We start from the raw sequence: 18,477 nt of genomic DNA, 5'->3' as shown, positions 1-18,477 counted from the left end.
ATGCTTACAGCCAGGGCCCGTTTTGCGGTAGTAGCACTCACTGTAATCTTTTTGGCGTGGACAACCTATCAGCAGGTTCATGAACTGTCTGCAATACTGGTATTTGGAATTTTGTATCTCATTTACGGATATTTCAAGGAAGGAACCGTTGTATTAGCATCTAAAGCCTATCACAATCAGGATTTCATTAAAGTAGAGCGGCTGCTTAAACAAGTAAAATATCCTGATAGGTTAAAAAGAAGCAGACGAGGATATTTTGAATTCATGTCGGGAAATATTGAACTCAAAAAAGGTAACTATCCGGAAGCCGAACGCCATTTTCAGATCGCCAGCCGTTTCCCACTAAAAAATGAAAGCGAGAAAGGATTGGTACTAAGTCAGCTGGCAAATTTGAACCTTCGCAAAAAAGAGTATGATAAAGCCAGGGCTTATATAGAAATAGCGAAAGAGTTAAAAATAAGTGCCAGAGTTAAAAGCATTATTGAAAAAATAGAATTAGAAATACAAAAAGGGCGTGAATAACAACAGTTTATTTATCAGAGCAGCTAAATCAGAATTAACCGAACGTCCACCAGTTTGGATGATGCGTCAGGCCGGACGTTTTATGAAAGAGTATTGGGATATAAAAAATAAATATTCTTTCCTGGAGATGTGTAAAACCCCCGAGTTAGCAGCAGATGTTACCATGCTGCCAGTGGATTTACTCGACATTGACGCTGCTATTCTTTTCTCTGATATTCTGGTTACTGCCGAGGCTATGGGGGGCGATTTGAGTTTTACCCAGGGAGTTGGCCCTAAATTTTCAAACCCGGTGCGGACCGAGGCGGATATCAATAGACTGCAAACTGGCGTAAACGATAAACTTCAGTATGTTGCCGATGCCATTAAGGTTATCCAGCAAAGACTGGGTGGAAAAATTCCTCTTATAGGCTTCGCCGGAGCTCCGTTCACTGTTATGAGCTATTTAGTAGAAGGGGGCTCATCTAAAGATTTCAAGCTTACTAAGCTAATGCTTCACAATCAGCCGGAGCTGGCCCATCAATTGCTTTCTAAAATAGCTGAAGTAACAATTGATTATCTAAACCTGCAGATTGCGGCCGGTGTAAACGCTGTTCAGATTTTCGACAGCTGGGCTCTCGCCCTGGCGTGGGATGATTACAAAGAGTTTTCGCACTATTATATTAATAAGATCATTTCCGGCCTGAACCGGGCGGATATTCCGGTCATCTCTTTTTGCAAGGGAAGTTCGGTTTTTGCGCCTCTGATGGCAGAAGCAAAACCCGATGTTATTTCAATTGACTGGAATGTAGATTTATTGGATATTAAAAGACGTTTGCCCGCTGGCATTGCAGTGCAGGGGAACCTGGATCCCCACGTGCTGTATGCCGATAAAAAGGTTATTAAAGAACGTATTCACCGTTTGTTTGAGAGAATGAGAGGCGAGCCTGGCTTTATATTTAACCTGGGGCACGGCATTATGCCGGATATTCCATTCGATAACGTAAAATATGCAATAGAAGTGATTAAGGAATTTAAGTACTGATATCGCTTTTTGCTTAAAAATATTGAATATTGATATATCTCTACGCTAAATCGGTACACATCATTTTCGTGGTGAGCTGGATGGCCGGCCTGTTTTATATCGTCCGTTTATTCATCTACCACGTAGAGGCTAATGAGCGGCCCGAACAGGAGCGGCTGGTTTTGCATAAACAGTTCGAACTGATGCAAAGCAGGCTGTGGAATATCATTACCACACCGGCCATGGTTTTAAGTGTGCTGGCAGGTAGCTTCATGATTTATCTCAACCCATCTCTCTTGCAAGCGGATTGGATGCTGGTAAAGCTGGCTTTTGTGGCCGGACTGCTGGTGTATCATTTCATCTGCCAGGATATCATTAAAAAGCAAAAGCAAGGGGTGTCGGCATGGACCTCTACACAGCTGCGCATCTGGAATGAGTTAGCTACGATCTTTCTGGTGGCGATAGTGTTTACGGTAGTTCTAAAAAGTACCATCGATTGGGTTTACGGTTTACTGGGCCTTGTTTTGTTCGCCATTATTATCATGTCGGCGGTTAAGATTTACAAATATTATCGTATAAAAGGATAGCAGCGCTTCCGGTAAATCATTTTTAAATTGCAGCTTATGCAACCATTTTCGGCTTCCTCCCATCTTACCACCAAACGCATATGAATTTAAGTCGCAAGGTATCTGTTGACGATTTGCTTGATGGGTGTAGACGGGCCGAACCCCGGACTCAGGAGCTTTTATATAAAATGCTGGCATCTAAGATGATGGGTGTTTGTATGCGGTATGCTAAAGACCGTTTCGAGGCGGAGGATATGTTACAAATTGGATTTGTAAAGGTGTTTCAAAAGGTGGGTGAGTTTAGGAGTGATGGTTCTTTTGAGGGATGGATAAGACGGATTATGGTGAATACCGCGATTGAGGTATACAGGAAAAATCAAAGGATGATGTCTGTAGTGGATATTGAAGAAGTATTTGATGTTCCGCAGGCGACCTTCGATATGAAGGGTTTGGAAGTGCGGGATTTGCTGAATATGATACAGCAGTTATCTCCTGGATACCGGTTGATATTTAACCTGTATGCAATAGAGGGATATTCGCACAAAGAAATTGCCGAGCAATTGGGCATATCCGAGGGCGCTTCGAAATCGCAACTTTCGCGTGCCAGAGCCACGCTTAAAGAAAAATTAATGAAAATTGAAAAGCAGACCCGGACAGCAAATTTTGTCTCGGTAGGCCCGGAGCGAGTTCCTTTTACAATGGCAGTGCTGCCAGTTAAAGTTGATTAAAATGAAGAATATGCATAAAGTGTCGGATGAGGATTTTGATAAACTGTTTCAGGAAAAGCTTTATGCTTACGAAGCTGCTCCTACGGAGGCGGTTTGGAAAGGTATAGCCGGACAGTTGAAGACAATAAAGAGAGAAGGGGCGTTTCCTATACTTCGCCTTGCTGCAGCCAGTTTAGCCGGCATTATTGGCTTGGGCATCTGGCTCGCAGCAAATAAAGAACCAATCAGACTAAGCGGAAATCCAACTAAATCTCCGGTGATTCAGAAGGCTGAAAACCCCATGGCTCTGGCTAAGCCAGAAAGCAGGCAGGAAACGAAATCAGAGCCAGTGAAATTGAACTTGAAAGAGAAAATAGCGACGAAAGAGGAGAAAGATATCGAGCTCGTAACTAAGACAAAGTCAGCCGCTTCAAAAGCTAATGTGGCCAGAGTAGCCGTGTTAAATACTGATGCAGGTTCCAAAACATCGTTAGTAAAGCAGCCGGAAGCAGTTGAAAAGTCACTTTCTGTAGATCGATCTGAAACAAGCGAGGTTCCGGTGTTAGCGCGTGTCGAGGAGATGCCGCAGGAAGAGGAACCCATCGTTAGAGACAAGAAAATAAAGTCTGTTGGAAGTCTTGTAAACTTTGTGGTTGGAAAAATAGATAAGAGAAAATCAAAAATTATTGAATTTGAAGACGGCGATGAAGGAACGAAAGTATCTGGGTTAAATCTGGGTTTATTGAAATTTAAGGCGAAGGAATAAAATGAAACTACAAATTATTACTGGTTTATTATGTTTGTTAACGATGGCCGCAATTGGCCAGGAATCTAAACAAGATTCGGTAGAAAAGAAGGAGAAAGCTGTTACACAGCCAGAAACCGCTGCAAAGGATTCCAGCCGGTCTCACCCCAATTTTTCTATACAGCTTACGCTTTCACGCATTGACTTAGGGCTTGCAAAGTTTACAGACAATGGAAGTTTCACCCTTTCTGCTCCAAACCAATTTCTCGAAACCGACACCTGGAAAACACATAATGTCGGATTTGAGTTCTTTCAAATGGGATACAGGTTCACCCACCACTTTAAGGTATATCTTGGTGCCGGAATAGATTGGACCCATATGCGGCTAAAGCAAGATGTTACTATCAAGCCGGGATCTGCCACCCTTGATACGATTGAAAGGAATATAGATTTTCAAAAGAATCGCTTTAGCAGCACCTATCTCAGAATTCCACTATCTGTTCAAATCAGAACTAATGATGATAGAAAGGGAAACAAAATATATCTTGTATTCGGACCGGAGATTGGATTTTTGATTAACGGTAAGGTAAAGCAGGTCAGCGAACAAGAGGGGAAGGAGAAAGTTAAAGATGATTTCAACCTTAATCCTTTTAGGTATGGCGCATTCGGCCGGCTGGGGTATGATGATTTTGGGATTTATGTAAAATACTATAATAGCGACGTATTTGCCGATGATCAGGGTCCGAAAGGATTTAAAAACCTCAACTTTGGAGTTATGGTAGGCTTTTAAGCAAGTAATCCATATCGTTTAAACCCTGCTTTTTACAAGGCGGGGTTTTTTATTTAGCTGGTAAACGTTGGAACAAAATCAGTAAGTTTGACTGATGTCTAATGATACGTTCATAGAGCTAAGCGAGGTTAGTAAAACATATCCCACAGAAACTTTCGCGGGGGTGAAAGCAGTCACCACGTCTATCCCGAAAGGTAAAGTAGTTGCAATTGTCGGGGAGAGCGGAAGCGGGAAGAGCACCATGCTAAAACTTATTTATGGCTTGCTTTCTCCGGATGAGGGGATGGTTCTGTTTAAAGGAGAGGCCATTTTGGGCCCGGCAGAAAAGTTGATCCCAGGGCATGACTCCATGAAAATGGTAACTCAGGATTTTAGTCTGAATACTTATGCAAAAGTTTACGAGAATGTAGCCTCCATGCTTCCAAATACCGATCTGAAGTATAAAGAGGAAAAATCCTGGGCGGTTATGAGGTTTCTGCGGATAGATCACCTTCATAATAAGCGTGTGTCAGATTTAAGCGGCGGTGAACAACAACGGGTTGCCATTGCCCGGGCCATTATTACCGAGCCAGAGGTTTTATTAATGGATGAGCCCTTTAGTCAGGTTGATACGCCTCTCAAAACGCATCTCAGAGCCGATATCAGGCGGCTTTCTCACGATCTGGGGATTACGGTTATCCTAGTATCCCACGATCCCGTTGACGGGCTCTCGCTTGCAGATGAGATTGTAGTATTAAATAAAGGGCAGGTAGTAGAGTCTGGTAGTCCCGAACAGTTATATAACCAGCCACAGAATGTCTACACCGCAAAGCTTTTAGCCGATTGTAATATCCTGAAAAAGGAAGAGGCTGTGAAGCTGGGTTTGCGGCCATTAAAAGACACTGTGGCAATTTATCCCGAATGGGTCGAACTAAAGCGAAGCTGGACAAGCAAAAGCTTTATACTAATCGATTCTTTTTTTAAAGGCAATTATGAGGAACTGTTGTTGGAAAGAGATCATATAAGGTTGCGGGCAATTAATTTCCATATAAATCACTATAAAAAGGGCGCGGCTGTACCTGTGGTGCTGGATCGTTTTCTTGAGTTTTACCAAACTACTTAAAGCCGGTTATACTTTATCGCTTTGTTTGTAGTTATTGGATTGACATATATTTGCGGAGCATAGTGCATCTATGTAACGATGAGTTTTCTTGATAATGAATAAAATTAAGGTTACCCTCCTCAGCCTGCTATATCAGTTAGGGGGGCTTGTTTTTTTATACTTTTTGTGCAGGGCGTTTTTTGTTCTCGTGAATCACTCCGAGTTCGAATTTTCCTCTCTAACCGAAACCTTCTCATGGTTTTTTTATGGTTTACGCTTTGATCTTTCAGCGATATTTTTGACAAATGCAATTTACATTGTTGCAATTCTGCTACCACTTCCTTTAGCCTTCAATAACTATTACAGAAACGCACAGAAGGTGCTTTTTGTGGGGCTGAATAGTCTGTTTCTATTGCTTAACTGCATAGATATCGCTTATTTCCCTTTTGTTCATAAGCGTATGTCGTCTGATGCGGTGCTTTTTCTTTCAGGAAAGAAAGGCAATGAATTTTTTAACATGCTGCCTACTTTTATAGTCGAGCATTGGTATATCTGGCTGTTTTACGCGGGGCTTGTTCTTTTGCTGCTGATGATTTACAAGCGAAGCCTGAGACTTTCAATCCCTGTAGTTCCTTCTCTTAAGGTCTATCTCTTACATTTTTTCGTGTTTGTTCTCGGAGTTGGAGTAACAATTCTTTCGATAAGGGGCGGTCTGCAAAAAAAACCGCTTAATATAATTCATGCCTCGGAAATGGCCGATGTTCGGTTTATTCCCATCTTGCTCAACACTCCTTTCACCCTTATAAGGACGTACAAAAAAAAGGCGCTTCCCGAGCTTCACTATTATCCTGATGAAAAATTGTCTGGCTGTGACAAGGGGCAGCACTTACCTCGTCATACTTCTGTTAGCCGAAAGCAGAACGTGGTGGTCATTGTAATGGAGAGCCTTTCACAGGAGTATATAAGCTTTTTTAACGGAATGGGGAGGACACCGTTTCTCGATTCTTTATTTGCCGAAAGCATGGTTTTTCCCAACGGTTTTGCTAACGCGAAAGAATCTATCCAGGGAATACCGGCTATATTGTCTTCCATTCCATCGTTACAGGACGATCCTTTTATCTTTTCGAACTATTCATCGAACAGAATAACTTCGATCGCCAATTTATTAAAGAAGGAGGGATATCGGTCCTCATTTTTTCATGGCGGCGGTAACGGTACTATGGGATTCAATTCTTACAGCAAGCTTTCTGGCTTTGAAGACTATTTCGGGCGGGATGAGTATAATAATGATGATGATTTTGATGGGAGCTGGGGGATATGGGACGAACCATTCCTGAACTTTATGCGGGAAGAGTTAGATAAGATGCCGGAACCATTTGTTTCTTCCGTTTTTACCTTAAATACGCATCATCCTTTTAAGGTGCCAGATAAATATGTTAATCGGTTTAAGCAAGAAGGTCACCCCATACTTTCATGTGTTGAGTATGCCGATTATGCTTTAGCCCAATTTTTCCGACAGGCGAAAAATAGCAAGTGGTACAACAATACCTTATTTGTGATAACGGCAGATCATACGGGCCCCAAAATTTCTGAAGGTGGTATTTTAGATGACTACCGGATACCGATAGTGTTTTTTAAACCCAACGGATCGCTTAAAGGGAACAGCCCTAAAATTGCAAATCAGATTGACATAGTGCCTTCTGTGATGCACTTATTAGATTATCCTCATCCATACTATTCGCAGGGGAAAAACTTATTTTCAGATGAGTGCCACAACTTCTCGGTAAACTACAATTCGGGAATTTACCAGTATATTGACTCTTCTTATTGTTACCAGTACGATGGATACAAAATGCTGGGGCTTTACAATTGGAAATCTGACAAGGCCTTTAAAAGAAATCTGGCTACTTCGGGGCACTTGAACGAAATGAGGAAGAGCGACGAGGCTTTGAAGAAGTTCATTCAGGTGTTTAATAACACCATGATTAACAATGAGATGGTGCTTGAGCCGGTGCGATCTGGTGCACATCCTAAGATTATGCATTGATGCAGCGAAGAATTTAGACCAGGTATTCGAATAGTGTAAGATCTCTGTTAATCTCTTTATAATCGAATTTCAGGGCCTCCATTCGCTCAACCAAGCCGGAATAATCATCTGCTGATTTAAGTTCAATCCCAACTAATGCCGGCCCGTATTCTTTCTGTATTTTCTTGATGAACTCAAAGCGAGTAATATCGTCGTCAGGCCCCAATACTTTGTTGACAAACAATTTTAACGCTCCGGGGCGTTGAGGGAAATTGACTACAAAGTAGTGTTTTAGTTTTTCGTACAACAAAGAAAGCTCTTTAATTTCCTGCATTCGTTCAATGTCGTTGTTGCCTCCGCTGAGAACGCAAACCACTTTTTTGCCTTTTATTTGATCAGCACAGAAATCCAGGGCGGCAACTGATAAGGCGCCTGCCGGCTCTGCAACTATTGCATCTTCGTTGTATAGCTTAAGAATTGTGGTACAAACTTTACCTTCGGGAACTAAGATCAGTTCGTCCAACACTTCGCGGCAAATTGGAAAAGTGAGTTCGCCTGCACGTTTAACGGAGGCTCCATCAACAAAGCGATTAATAACTTCTAAAGTAACGGGTCCATCGTTTTGAAGCGCTCTTGACATCGATGGAGCCCCTTCGGGTTCAACCCCGAAAACTTTGATAGCCGGATTGACTTTCTTCATGTAAACACCTGCACCTGCAGATAATCCCCCTCCTCCGACAGGAACAATAACGATATCTGTATCCGGGAGCTCCTCGAGGATTTCAACGCCGACTGTGCCTTGTCCCTCAATGATTTTGTAATTGTCGAAAGGAGGGATAAAGGTCATTTTGTTGACCTCGGTATAGGTCAGCGCCTCTTTTAAACAATCATCAAATGTATCTCCAACAAGGATAATCTCGATCATGTTGCCACCGAACATCCTGGTTTGATTGATTTTTTGTTTGGGAGTGATTTCGGGCATAAAGATGACGCCCCTTGTGTTTAGTTTTTTGCAAGAGAAGGCGACACCTTGAGCATGGTTGCCCGCGCTTGCGCACACTACGCCTTTGGACAAAGATTCTTCGCTTAACTGGCTAATCATGTTATACGCCCCTCGCAATTTGTAGGATCGGACAACCTGCAGATCTTCCCGTTTAAGGTAGACTTCGCACGAGTATTTTTCTGAAAGGCTGGTATTGTATTCGAGTGGGGTGTGTTTGATAACCGATTGAAGGCGTTCTAATGCAGCGACCGAATCAAGTTTATTTTCAAAGTCCATTTGGTGTACTTAAGTGCAATAATCAATCTAATAAAGTTATAGCAAGTATCCTTGCCGATTGTTCTTTTCTCTTACTTCTTTAAGTTTCATTATCATCTACCGCAGACAGCGTTCCGAACGCTGTCTGCGGCTATCCTAAACAAAAAAACCCGCTATTAAGAAACAGCGGGTCGATATTTCTATTTTATTTGAGTCTTAGATGTTACTTGCCAGCCAATTGCCTACTTCGCTTGTTTTGTAAGCTTTGCCTTCTTTACCAGCGATATCTTCAGTTACAATTCCTTCAGCTAAAGACTTGTTAACCACGTCGCGAATAGCGTCAGCTTCCGCTTTTAACCCGAAAGCATCTTCAAACATCATTGCTGCAGAAAGAACGGTAGCTAAAGGATTAGCAATGTCTTTTCCTGCGGCCTGAGGATAAGAACCGTGAATCGGCTCATATAACGAAGTATGAACTCCTTTTGAAGCAGAAGGCATTAATCCCATTGAACCAGAGATTACAGAGGCTTCGTCGGTTAAAATATCGCCGAACAGATTCTCTGTGATCAATACATCATACGAGCTTGGCCATTGAACAAGGCGCATGGCAACTGCATCCACAAATTCATAGCTTACTTCAACTTCAGGAAAATCTTTCTCCATGTCCTGAACAGTTTCTCTCCAAAGGCGAGAGCTTTCCAAAACGTTTGCTTTGTCTACGCAGCAAAGTTTTTTGCTGCGGCTCATTGCCAGTTCGAAACCTAATTTTGCAAGGCGCTGAATTTCTGCCCGTGTGTAAGTACAAGTATCGAAAGCCGTGTTGCCATCGTCTTTTCTGCCGCGCTCGCCGAAGTAAATACCACCCGTTAATTCGCGCAGAATGATTAAATCAGTTCCTTCGATACGTTCTCTTTTTAACGGAGAATTATCAATTAAAGAAGGGAAGGTGAAGGTAGGACGAACGTTAGCGAACAAGCCTAATTTCTGACGCATTTTAAGCAATCCTTGCTCTGGGCGAACAGTCGCTTTAGGGTCATTATCATATTTCGGATGGCCTATAGCGCCGAATAAAACTGCATCAGCAGCCATACAAACTTCGTGCGTTGAATCCGGATAAGGCTCACCATGAGCATCAATAGCTGCAGCGCCGGTTAGGGCTGAAGTCCAGCTCACTTCATGGCCAAATTTCTTTGACACAGCGTCTACTACTTTAACTGCCTGATCGATTACTTCAGGTCCTATTCCATCTCCTGCAAGAAGAGCGATATTTAATTTCATCGTGATTATTTATGTTTGTTTTAGTTTTTAGTCCAGTCTTCGATCTTAACGTTGTTTAATCGCCCCAAATGAGAGATGTTATTTGTGACCAGAATCATGTCATTAGAAATTGCGGTAGCTCCAATGAGTAAATCGAAGTCATCAATAATAGTTCCTGATTGTTTCAACCGGGCTTTCTCTCTGGCGTATATGTCAAGTGAAGGGTAAATAGGAATGATGCTAAACTTAGTAATGAAGTTTTCGATTACTATGTTATTGTCAGTCGGTCTTTGGCTTTTTTCGGCTCCGTATTTCAGCTCTGCTACTGTAATCTCAGAGATTGAACAGTTTTGCAAACCCACTTCGCTAATTTTGGTGTCAAGATTGAATCTCCCCTTCAAAAAAAAGATACAAATATTTGTATCTAATAAATAGCCCATCATAAATCCGCAATTTCCCGATTGAAAGTTCTTGAAGACCTGATGTCTGCAATGATTTCTTCAGCCGTTTGATCAGTGATAAAAGCTCCAAAAGAGGCCTTTAGATCATTTTTCTTTTTGCTCTCGGATTTGGATTTTAAGGAGTTTGAAAGGCGATTTATGAGTTCCAGCTTACTATCTGAACTTAGGTGTTTCAAAAGTTCAAAATAGTAGTCTGCAATATTTATATTCTTAGGTGTCATTTTCATCGCCCTTAATTTTTACAAAAATAACTATTTTATGCCAAACACTAATTGGGCCAACTCTGCTAAATAATATTTAACATTTTCTGCGTAGCCTTAATCGCACACACCGTTTGATCCGAATCCAGGCCGCGTGTTTTAAAAGTTTTATCGTCTTTTTCCCAGGTAATTACTGTCTCGCATAATGCATCAGAACTACTGCCGGGGGCAATTCTAACAGCATAATCTACCAGTTTTGGCAAACACATTTCTTTCTTTGTATAAACCTGTGTCAGGGCATTCATAAAAGCATCGAATTGCCCGTCGCCTTGCGCGTTCTCTTCATACACTTTGCCGTCTATACAAATGGCGATAGTCGCCGAGGGACGCAATCCTTTAGAATGTGTTAATACGTACGACTCCACCTTAATCTTTTCTTCGTACAGATTGCTATCAAGCACATCCGAAATAATATAAGGCAAATCTTCCTTGGTAACCGTTTCTTTCTTGTCTCCAAGCTCAATAACGCGTTGAGTTACTTTTTTAAGGTCCTCATCGTTCAGCTTCAGACCAAGCTCCTGTAAATTTTTTTCAATATTAGCTTTGCCCGAAGTTTTCCCCAACGCATATTTACGTTTTCTCCCAAATCTTTCGGGAAGTAAATCGTTGAAATACAGATTCTTTTTATTGTCCCCATCAGCATGGATACCCGCCGTCTGAGTGAACACATATTCGCCAACAATGGGCTTGTTTGAAGGAATGCGAACACCAGAAAATGTCTCTACCAGTTTACTTACCTGGTAAATAGATGATTCTTTAAGAGCAATCTCCGCTTCGGGCAAAAAGTCGTTGATTACGGCGATAGCGCTCGCCATTGGCGCGTTCCCAGCTCGCTCTCCCATACCGTTTACGGTTAGGTGTAAGCCATTGATTCCCGCTTTAACCGATTCAAGTACATTCGCGGTCCCCAGGTCGTAGTCGTTATGAGCATGGAAATCAAAATGGATCTGCGGATATTTCGACTTAATTTCTGATATATATTTAAACGTTTCGTTCGGAATCAAAATCCCCAGTGTATCCGGTAATAAAATCCGTTTGATAGGTTGGGTAGACAAAAACTCAAGATACTGCATGGTGTACTCATGCGAATTACGCATGCCATTGCTCCAGTCTTCCAAGTAAACATTTGTTTCAATGCCTTCTTTTTGAGCTGATGCAATAGCCTGTGCAATTTCGGAGAAGTGCTGCTCAGGAGTTTTCTTCAGTTGATGAGTCAGATGGTTTAAGGATCCTTTGGTCAGCAGGTTTTGAACCTTAACCCCGGCCTTTTTCATCCACTCGAGAGAAATGCCATTATCCACAAAAGAGAGAACCTCAATAGCGTTGATATGGCCGTTCTTCTCTGCCCATTCGGTAATTGCCTTTACTGCCTCAAACTCACCCTCCGATACACGTGCCGAAGCAATTTCCACCCTGTCTACATGAAGTTCTTCAAGTAGCAGTTGCGAAATCGTCAATTTTTCTGAAATGGAAAATGATACGCCAGATGTCTGCTCTCCGTCGCGGAGAGTGGTATCCATTATTTCAATTTTCCGTCGTGTCATAAATGTTTGATTGAACTGATTTTAAGGGGATTACACTGGTTTTTATGAGATTGCATTGATTTAAGGAGATTACACCGATTAAGATCTATCTGTGTAACCCTCTTAATCGGTGTAATCAATCCACTAAAGTGGTAACTGCGTAGCAAACTCCTGAATCTCAGCTTTCATGTTCTGAAGATAATCGATATCATCAAAACCGTTCATCATGTTATCTTTTTTGTAAACACTGATGTCGAAGCTCTCTTTTTCGCCGGTAGGCAAAAGAGTGATGGTTTGCTCAGGTAGGTTCACTTCCAGTTGAGTCGATGGATCTGCAAAAATCGCAGCATAGATTTTTTGCAAAAATTCAGCACTCACCTGAACCGGTAACACACCGATATTAAGACAGTTATTTTTGAAGATATCAGCAAAAAAACTGGATACCACGCAACGGAACCCGTAATCGTAAACCGCCCATGCAGCGTGCTCTCTTGACGAACCAGAACCAAAGTTCTTGCCACCAACCAGTATTTTTCCTGAATAGGTTGGATCGTTTAATACGAAATCTGCTTTAGGAGTATTATCCGGATTGTATCTCCAGTCGCGGAATAAATTGTCGCCAAATCCTACACGCTCGGTCGCTTTTAGAAAACGTGCAGGGATGATCTGATCAGTATCCACATTCTCGATAGGAAGAGGAACTGCAGTGCTGGTAAGTATGTTAAATTTATCGTAAGCCATTGTTTTGAGTTTTTTAGGTTAAAGGTTCAAAGGTTAAAGGTCCGGGATTGGCATCTAGCATTCCCTTGCCTTTCAGCTTTTACCTTTCACCTCATTTTACGCTTCTACTGTTTCTTGTAATAAAGTCCTGGGATCTGTTACTTTTCCCGTAACCGCTGCCGCCGCTGCAACAAGCGGACTTGCAAGCATTGTTCTTGCACCCGGACCTTGTCTGCCCTCGAAGTTTCTGTTCGACGTACTAACCGCGTATTTTCCCGCAGGAACTTTATCGTCGTTCATTGCCAGACAAGCAGAACATCCAGGCTGACGTAACGTAAATCCAGCTTCCGTCAAAATGTCAAGGATACCCTCCTCTTTAATCTGAGCCTCTACAATGTGAGAGCCCGGCACCAACCATGCAGTCACGTTGTCCGCTTTTTTCTTGCCCTTAACAACAGAAGCGAAGGCTCTGAAATCTTCAATTCGGCCGTTTGTACAGCTTCCCACGAAAACATAATCAACTGGTTTGCCAATCATCGACTCACCTTCATGGAAGCCCATATAGTTTAGCGATTTCTCGTAAGTGGCAACACCACCCTCAACTTGCTCAGCATCCGGGATAGCGTTTGAGATACCCATACCCATTCCAGGGTTGGTTCCGTAAGTGATCATCGGTTCAATTTCAGAACCGTCGAACGTATATTCTTTATCAAATGCCGCGTCAGCATCAGTTTTAAGCGTTTGCCAGTAGGCCATCGCTTTATCCCAAGCCTCACCTTTTGGCGAAAACTCACGACCCTGAACGTAATCATATGTAGTTTGGTCAGGAGCGATCATACCACCACGTGCACCCATTTCAATACTCAGGTTACAAACCGTCATACGGCCTTCCATGGTCATTTTCTCGAACACTTCACCTGCATATTCTACGAAGTAGCCGGTGGCGCCAGAAGTAGTCAGTTTAGAAATGATGAACAAGGCAACATCTTTCGGAGTAACGCCATAACCAAGGCTTCCGGTGATGTTGATGCGCATGCTCTTTGGTTTCTGCTGCATGATACACTGAGCCGCAAGCACCATCTCAACCTCCGAAGTGCCGATACCGAATGCAATAGCGCCAAATGCACCGTGGGTTGAAGTATGCGAGTCACCACAAACAATGGTAGAACCCGGCTGAGTGATACCATACTCTGGTCCAACCACGTGCACGATACCATTTTTCTGGTGACCTAATCCCCAGTGGCTGATTCCGTATTCTGCCGAGTTGGTTTCCAAAGCTTTAAGCTGATTAGCCGAAAGCGGGTCAGAAACCGGTAAATGCTGATTAATTGTAGGTGTGTTGTGATCGGCCGTAGCAAACGTACGGTTCGGGTACAACACAGTAGCGCCGCGGCTTTTTAATCCCAGAAACGCAACCGGACTGGTTACCTCGTGGATTAAATGACGATCAATAAATAACACGTCAGGGCCACCCTCAATCTTTCGCACCACGTGTTTATCCCACACCTTATCAAATAATGTCTTGCTCATTTTATTTTAAATTATCAATTATCTGTGTTCCTGTTATTTAACGAACAGGAAATGTTATTTGTATTTTGTTGTAAAGCAAATTCCGTCTCTGTCGTTTGCTTTCGTCCCGTGTTCCGCTCATACGCCTGCAGGCTTTACGCTCTGGCCGGTATCCGCTGCACCCGGGTTTAGACACGAAACGTTCACCCTTCGATGATTATGTATTAACTTCTTTCGTTAACCTACTTGTCATCTCGACGGTAGGAGAGATCTAATCGTTAGATTTCTCAAGCGTTCGAAATGACAAAACGCCAGACCCAACTATCTCTTACCCTTGTGATTGGTGGGGACACCCACCGCGGCGTCCGTTCGTCCCTTTGTTGGTGTCTCCACCAACAAACCACTACCTCTTAAACTTACCCTCGTAAGTCCCAATCCAATCTTCCACACTCACCTTTGATGCCAGTTTTCCAATCAACTCAACCGGAACCTGGTCCATTTTCTTAAACCGGATACAGCTTTTGCCCATATCCAATTTAGCTTTACTATGTTTTGGGTATTCTGCAACGAACCAGTTCAATAACTCCTGGTCAGCATACATTCCCATATGATACACCGCTATAAAGTTCTTTTGTGAAGCAATGCTCAAAAACGGGAGCGCTTGCTTTGGATCACAATGATAACCCGCGGGGTATATTGAATGAGGAACAACGTAGGTTAGCATCCCATAACTCATTCCTTCTTCAAATCCGCTTGGCAGGTTCTGGATAATCGCCTTTCTTAACTCGGACATTACCGGCTTCCTTTCTTCCGGAAGGTTGCTCATGTATTCTTCTGGTGTGCTCGCTGTTGATTGCATACTACCAATGGTTAACGCAGATAGCGTTCGAAACACTGTCTGCGTTATATATACCGTTTACCCCGGCTGGTTTACCAGCTCGTAAAACTTATTTACTGCGTCCAGATACGCATTAGCCGATGCTCTTACGATATCGGTACTAAATCCATAACCCATGTATGATTTATCATCATGAATTACACGCATATCCACCTTACTTATATCATCACTTCCACCATGGATGGAGTGAATATTAAATTCTTTAATTTCGTTGGTCTGACCCAGAATGCTTTCTATAGCATGTATAGTTGCGCTCACCGGACCGTTTCCAACCGCCGTAGCTTCGTGCTCTTCGCCTTTAAGGCTTAATTTTACCGTGGCCTGTGGTTGGGTTTGATCGCCGCAAGTTACCTGTAATGAGTTGATCTTCACACCATTTTTGATGCTCGATTCAATGTCTTCGCCCATCAATTGTAAAAGGTCGTCGTCTTTTATTTCCTTTTTCTCATCAGCCAATGTTAGGAAGCGTTGATAGGTTTGGTCAAGATCGATTCTTTCCATCGAATAGCCCAAACGCTCAAGATGATGCTTAAGAGCATGGCGTCCACTGCGGGCAGTCAGGATGATTTCTGATTGGTCAATGCCCACATCTTCAGGATTCATAATCTCGTAAGTCTCACGATGCTTAAGAACGCCATCCTGGTGAATACCAGAACTGTGAGCAAATGCATTACGACCCACAATGGCTTTATTAGCTTGAACAGGCATCCGCATCATGCGGCTCACCATCCCGCTAAGCGGATATAGCTTTTTTGTATTGATGTTTATTTTATCGTGGTAACCAAGTCCTTTATGAGTGTTTAAGATCATAACAACTTCTTCCAGCGAAGTATTCCCGGCACGTTCGCCAATACCGTTAATGGTACATTCGATCTGACCAGCACCATTTTGAAGTCCGGCGATGCTATTTGCAGTTGCAAGACCTAAATCGTTGTGGCAATGTACCGAAATAACGGCCTGGTCAATGTTCTTAACGTTCTCTTTCAGGAAGCGAATTTTTGCACCGTATGTCTCTGGCAAACAATATCCGTTTGTATCCGGGATATTTACCACTGTTGCTCCAGCGGCGATTACCGCTTCAATCATTTGAGCAAGGTAAACGTTATCCGCTCTACCAGCATCTTCAGCATAGAATTCAATATCTTCTACAAACTGCTTGGCATATTTCACCGCTTCAACTGCACGCTCAAGAATCTTCTCACGGGTACTGTTGAATTTGTACTGAATGTGCATGTCTGATGAGCCGATCCCGGTATGGATCCGAGGACGTGCCGCATGCTTTAATGCAGCTACAGCGCTGTCGATATCACCTTTATTTGCACGGGTTAAGGCACAGATAATCGGCTCACGAATCGCTTTCGACAATTCAACCACACTTTGAAAGTCACCCGGACTTGAAATCGGGAAACCCGCTTCAATGATATCAACACCCAGAGACTGCAGTTGCTCTGCGATGATAATCTTCTCAGGAGTTGTTAATTGAGAACCGGGTACCTGTTCTCCGTCACGTAACGTGGTGTCAAAAATGTATATACGGTTAGGATCGTGTAACATGATTCTTAGCGTGTTAAAATGTTTTTGTTCATACCAGACAGCTTTCTGCTATACTTTCAATGGCTTTTACTTCACCATTCTCTAATACTATTCTCTTCTCAAGGCAGCTTGGCAAAGCCGACTCAAAATGCCCGACATAAATCAGGGTCATTCCATTGTTGCATAATTCATCCACCAACTGGTTGAAATATTGTGTTTGCTGCTGATCTAAACCCTGACAGGGCTCATCCAGAATTAGCAGCTCCGGGTTTTTAATAATCGTTCGGGCTAACAATACTAAGCGTTGCTTTCCCAAGGGAAGACTGCTCAGTAAGTCGTCTTTGTTCTCTGTTAAGTCGAAGAATTCAATTAATTCATCAACCTTAGCCTTTTGAGAAAAGGGCAACTGTCTGAACAATCCAACCGAATCGAAAAGTCCTGATGCGACGCTTTGCCAAACGGTCGACGATGCATCAAAATACCAGTGAAACTCAGGAGAAATAATTCCTGTATGTTGTTTAATGTCCCAGATGCTTTCACCGCTTCCCCTCTTGTTGCCGAATAAATAGAAGTTATTGGCATAAGATTGGGGATGATCACCATTCACTAAACTCAGCAAGGTAGATTTACCTGAACCGTTTGGCCCTTGTAAAAGCCATTTTTCTCCGGCTTTAACTTCCCAATTGATATTCCTCAACACCATCTTCTCTCCATAACTGATGCTCACATCAATCATCTTGACGATGTTTTCAGACGAGTACACAGGAGATTGCTTCAAAAAATCCGGTAACTCTCTACTTGTTCTTTCTGGTGCAGTCGAAATCATTTCTCTTGACTCAACCTGAACCAATTGACCTTCGCGGATTTCCGCAAAGCAATTAATGCTTGCCGGTAGTTCAGTATCGTTGCAAATCAAAATCAGCTGTACCCCATCCGCACAAATCTCATCTAACAAACTGTTTAAAGTTTTGCGGGAGTCCTTGTCCAGACCAGTATAAGGCTGGTCAATAATTAAAAGCTGCGGTTTCAACCACAAAGCCTTAATTAGTTGTAATTTCTTATGCTCACCACTTGATAATTCAAGCAATTGTGAATTCCTGAGGGAGGAGAAGTTTAATGCTTTTAAAAGCTTTTCAACTTCAGCAAACTCCAGATTATTCTCTTTGCTATAGCTGATTAGTTCAGCACCTACGGTAAGTGTTTCTTTAGCTTGCAAGCTGGTGTAGCGCTGCTGATAATAAAAGTTAGCAACACCTTCTACATTTTTAAACTGGTACCAGCTTTCTACGAATAATACTTTAGCGGGTAATGCACTATCAATATTGAAATTGAATTCCACTTCGCCCACAGCATTCTGTAAACCTGCAATAACTTTCGCTAAGGAAGACTTTCCGCTTCCGCTGATGCCTCCTAAAAGCCAGTTTTCACCACGGTTGATAGTCCAGTTCAAATTCTTTAACACCAATTTGTATTGGTATTGCAGATTTAGATTGGAAACATGAACAATAGGCCCTAAATCCCCGGAAAGGGACTTTGGCTTGCTATTGTTCATGTTTGAGTGGGTCATCGCTGTCTTATATTATTTTAACTCCTCGCCAAGTCCCCTTCGGGGGATTTAGGG

At 42.6% G+C, this 18,477-nt stretch carries 18 protein-coding genes; 8 read left to right on the top strand and 10 right to left on the bottom strand.

Annotation, left to right across the window (positions count from 1 at the left end):
- The 8 genes from J3P43_RS19085 (at position 1) to J3P43_RS19050 (ending at position 7,458) form a co-directional block, all read left to right on the top strand.
- Positions 1 to 522, top strand: a complete 522-nt coding sequence (locus J3P43_RS19085; protein ID WP_255905485.1) for a hypothetical protein — start codon at positions 1 to 3, stop codon at positions 520 to 522.
- The gene (gene hemE / locus J3P43_RS19080) at positions 515 to 1,543 is read left to right on the top strand and encodes a uroporphyrinogen decarboxylase (RefSeq protein ID WP_255905483.1); all 1,029 of its coding nucleotides are present in this window, start codon (positions 515 to 517) and stop codon (positions 1,541 to 1,543) included. The genes J3P43_RS19085 and hemE overlap by 8 nt, the downstream gene beginning before the upstream one ends.
- Positions 1,544 to 1,572: 29 nt before the next feature.
- Complete coding sequence (locus J3P43_RS19075; protein ID WP_305121812.1) at positions 1,573 to 2,109, top strand: CopD family protein; 537 nt, start codon at positions 1,573 to 1,575, stop codon at positions 2,107 to 2,109.
- 80 nt (positions 2,110 to 2,189) lie between these two features.
- Positions 2,190 to 2,816 carry an RNA polymerase sigma factor gene (locus tag J3P43_RS19070; protein WP_255905481.1) on the top strand — a complete coding sequence of 209 codons (627 nt, stop codon included), beginning with the start codon at positions 2,190 to 2,192 and terminating at the stop codon, positions 2,814 to 2,816.
- Between the two features lies 1 nt (position 2,817).
- Complete coding sequence (locus J3P43_RS19065) at positions 2,818 to 3,561, top strand: hypothetical protein (RefSeq protein ID WP_255905479.1); 744 nt, start codon at positions 2,818 to 2,820, stop codon at positions 3,559 to 3,561.
- A 1-nt stretch (position 3,562) separates the two neighbouring features.
- On the top strand, positions 3,563 to 4,330 hold the full coding sequence (locus tag J3P43_RS19060; RefSeq protein ID WP_255905477.1) for an outer membrane beta-barrel protein: 768 nt from the start codon (positions 3,563 to 3,565) through the stop codon (positions 4,328 to 4,330).
- A gap of 94 nt (positions 4,331 to 4,424) precedes the next feature.
- Positions 4,425 to 5,432 carry an ABC transporter ATP-binding protein gene (locus J3P43_RS19055; RefSeq protein WP_255905475.1) on the top strand — a complete coding sequence of 336 codons (1,008 nt, stop codon included), beginning with the start codon at positions 4,425 to 4,427 and terminating at the stop codon, positions 5,430 to 5,432.
- A 187-nt stretch (positions 5,433 to 5,619) separates the two neighbouring features.
- A complete protein-coding gene (locus J3P43_RS19050; protein ID WP_255905473.1) occupies positions 5,620 to 7,458 on the top strand; it encodes an LTA synthase family protein in 1,839 nt (612 codons plus the stop codon).
- 13 nt (positions 7,459 to 7,471) lie between these two features.
- Here the strand turns inward: J3P43_RS19050 and ilvA are convergent, their stop codons facing one another.
- From ilvA to J3P43_RS19000, 10 genes are all read right to left on the bottom strand, one after another.
- Positions 7,472 to 8,716, bottom strand: coding sequence for a threonine ammonia-lyase IlvA (ilvA, locus tag J3P43_RS19045; RefSeq protein WP_255905471.1), 1,245 nt, complete (start codon positions 8,714 to 8,716; stop codon positions 7,472 to 7,474).
- Between the two features lie 195 nt (positions 8,717 to 8,911).
- Complete coding sequence (leuB, locus tag J3P43_RS19040) at positions 8,912 to 9,973, bottom strand: 3-isopropylmalate dehydrogenase (protein WP_255905469.1); 1,062 nt, start codon at positions 9,971 to 9,973, stop codon at positions 8,912 to 8,914.
- A 20-nt stretch (positions 9,974 to 9,993) separates the two neighbouring features.
- Positions 9,994 to 10,392: a type II toxin-antitoxin system VapC family toxin gene (locus J3P43_RS19035; protein ID WP_255905527.1), complete on the bottom strand. Its 399-nt coding sequence runs from the start codon at positions 10,390 to 10,392 to the stop codon at positions 9,994 to 9,996.
- Positions 10,392 to 10,640 carry a hypothetical protein gene (locus J3P43_RS19030; RefSeq protein WP_255905467.1) on the bottom strand — a complete coding sequence of 83 codons (249 nt, stop codon included), beginning with the start codon at positions 10,638 to 10,640 and terminating at the stop codon, positions 10,392 to 10,394. Before J3P43_RS19030 ends, J3P43_RS19035 begins: the two co-directional genes overlap by 1 nt.
- A gap of 59 nt (positions 10,641 to 10,699) precedes the next feature.
- The gene (locus J3P43_RS19025; protein WP_255905465.1) at positions 10,700 to 12,217 is read right to left on the bottom strand and encodes a hydroxymethylglutaryl-CoA lyase-like TIM-barrel protein; all 1,518 of its coding nucleotides are present in this window, start codon (positions 12,215 to 12,217) and stop codon (positions 10,700 to 10,702) included.
- Positions 12,218 to 12,340: 123 nt separating this feature from the next.
- Positions 12,341 to 12,937: a 3-isopropylmalate dehydratase small subunit gene (gene leuD / locus J3P43_RS19020; RefSeq protein ID WP_255905463.1), complete on the bottom strand. Its 597-nt coding sequence runs from the start codon at positions 12,935 to 12,937 to the stop codon at positions 12,341 to 12,343.
- Positions 12,938 to 13,033: 96 nt separating this feature from the next.
- Positions 13,034 to 14,446, bottom strand: a complete 1,413-nt coding sequence (leuC, locus tag J3P43_RS19015) for a 3-isopropylmalate dehydratase large subunit (protein WP_255905461.1) — start codon at positions 14,444 to 14,446, stop codon at positions 13,034 to 13,036.
- 382 nt (positions 14,447 to 14,828) lie between these two features.
- A complete protein-coding gene (locus J3P43_RS19010; protein ID WP_255905459.1) occupies positions 14,829 to 15,284 on the bottom strand; it encodes a DUF1801 domain-containing protein in 456 nt (151 codons plus the stop codon).
- 57 nt (positions 15,285 to 15,341) lie between these two features.
- Positions 15,342 to 16,877, bottom strand: coding sequence for a 2-isopropylmalate synthase (locus J3P43_RS19005; RefSeq protein WP_255905457.1), 1,536 nt, complete (start codon positions 16,875 to 16,877; stop codon positions 15,342 to 15,344).
- Positions 16,878 to 16,905: 28 nt separating this feature from the next.
- Positions 16,906 to 18,423: an ATP-binding cassette domain-containing protein gene (locus tag J3P43_RS19000; RefSeq protein WP_255905455.1), complete on the bottom strand. Its 1,518-nt coding sequence runs from the start codon at positions 18,421 to 18,423 to the stop codon at positions 16,906 to 16,908.
- Positions 18,424 to 18,477 lie beyond the last annotated feature (54 nt).

Source organism: Paradesertivirga mongoliensis (assembly GCF_024436395.1).
Lineage (GTDB): Bacteria > Bacteroidota > Bacteroidia > Sphingobacteriales > Sphingobacteriaceae > Paradesertivirga > Paradesertivirga mongoliensis.
Note: the sequence above shows the minus strand (reverse complement) of the source record. Positions and strands in the feature narration are given on the sequence as shown.

Excerpts from the sequence above, each read along its gene's own strand:
- J3P43_RS19085 (WP_255905485.1), top strand. The coding sequence starts at position 1 with ATGCTTACAGCCAGGGCCCGTTTTGCGGTAGTAGCACTCACTGTAATC.
- J3P43_RS19070 (WP_255905481.1), top strand. The coding sequence starts at position 2,190 with ATGAATTTAAGTCGCAAGGTATCTGTTGACGATTTGCTTGATGGGTGT.
- J3P43_RS19065 (WP_255905479.1), top strand. The coding sequence starts at position 2,818 with ATGAAGAATATGCATAAAGTGTCGGATGAGGATTTTGATAAACTGTTT.
- J3P43_RS19060 (WP_255905477.1), top strand. The coding sequence starts at position 3,563 with ATGAAACTACAAATTATTACTGGTTTATTATGTTTGTTAACGATGGCC.
- J3P43_RS19055 (WP_255905475.1), top strand. The coding sequence starts at position 4,425 with ATGTCTAATGATACGTTCATAGAGCTAAGCGAGGTTAGTAAAACATAT.
- ilvA (WP_255905471.1), bottom strand. The coding sequence starts at position 8,716 with ATGGACTTTGAAAATAAACTTGATTCGGTCGCTGCATTAGAACGCCTT.
- leuB (WP_255905469.1), bottom strand. The coding sequence starts at position 9,973 with ATGAAATTAAATATCGCTCTTCTTGCAGGAGATGGAATAGGACCTGAA.
- J3P43_RS19035 (WP_255905527.1), bottom strand. The coding sequence starts at position 10,392 with ATGGGCTATTTATTAGATACAAATATTTGTATCTTTTTTTTGAAGGGG.
- J3P43_RS19030 (WP_255905467.1), bottom strand. The coding sequence starts at position 10,640 with ATGAAAATGACACCTAAGAATATAAATATTGCAGACTACTATTTTGAA.
- J3P43_RS19025 (WP_255905465.1), bottom strand. The coding sequence starts at position 12,217 with ATGACACGACGGAAAATTGAAATAATGGATACCACTCTCCGCGACGGA.
- leuD (WP_255905463.1), bottom strand. The coding sequence starts at position 12,937 with ATGGCTTACGATAAATTTAACATACTTACCAGCACTGCAGTTCCTCTT.
- leuC (WP_255905461.1), bottom strand. The coding sequence starts at position 14,446 with ATGAGCAAGACATTATTTGATAAGGTGTGGGATAAACACGTGGTGCGA.
- J3P43_RS19010 (WP_255905459.1), bottom strand. The coding sequence starts at position 15,284 with ATGCAATCAACAGCGAGCACACCAGAAGAATACATGAGCAACCTTCCG.
- J3P43_RS19005 (WP_255905457.1), bottom strand. The coding sequence starts at position 16,877 with ATGTTACACGATCCTAACCGTATATACATTTTTGACACCACGTTACGT.
- J3P43_RS19000 (WP_255905455.1), bottom strand. The coding sequence starts at position 18,423 with ATGACCCACTCAAACATGAACAATAGCAAGCCAAAGTCCCTTTCCGGG.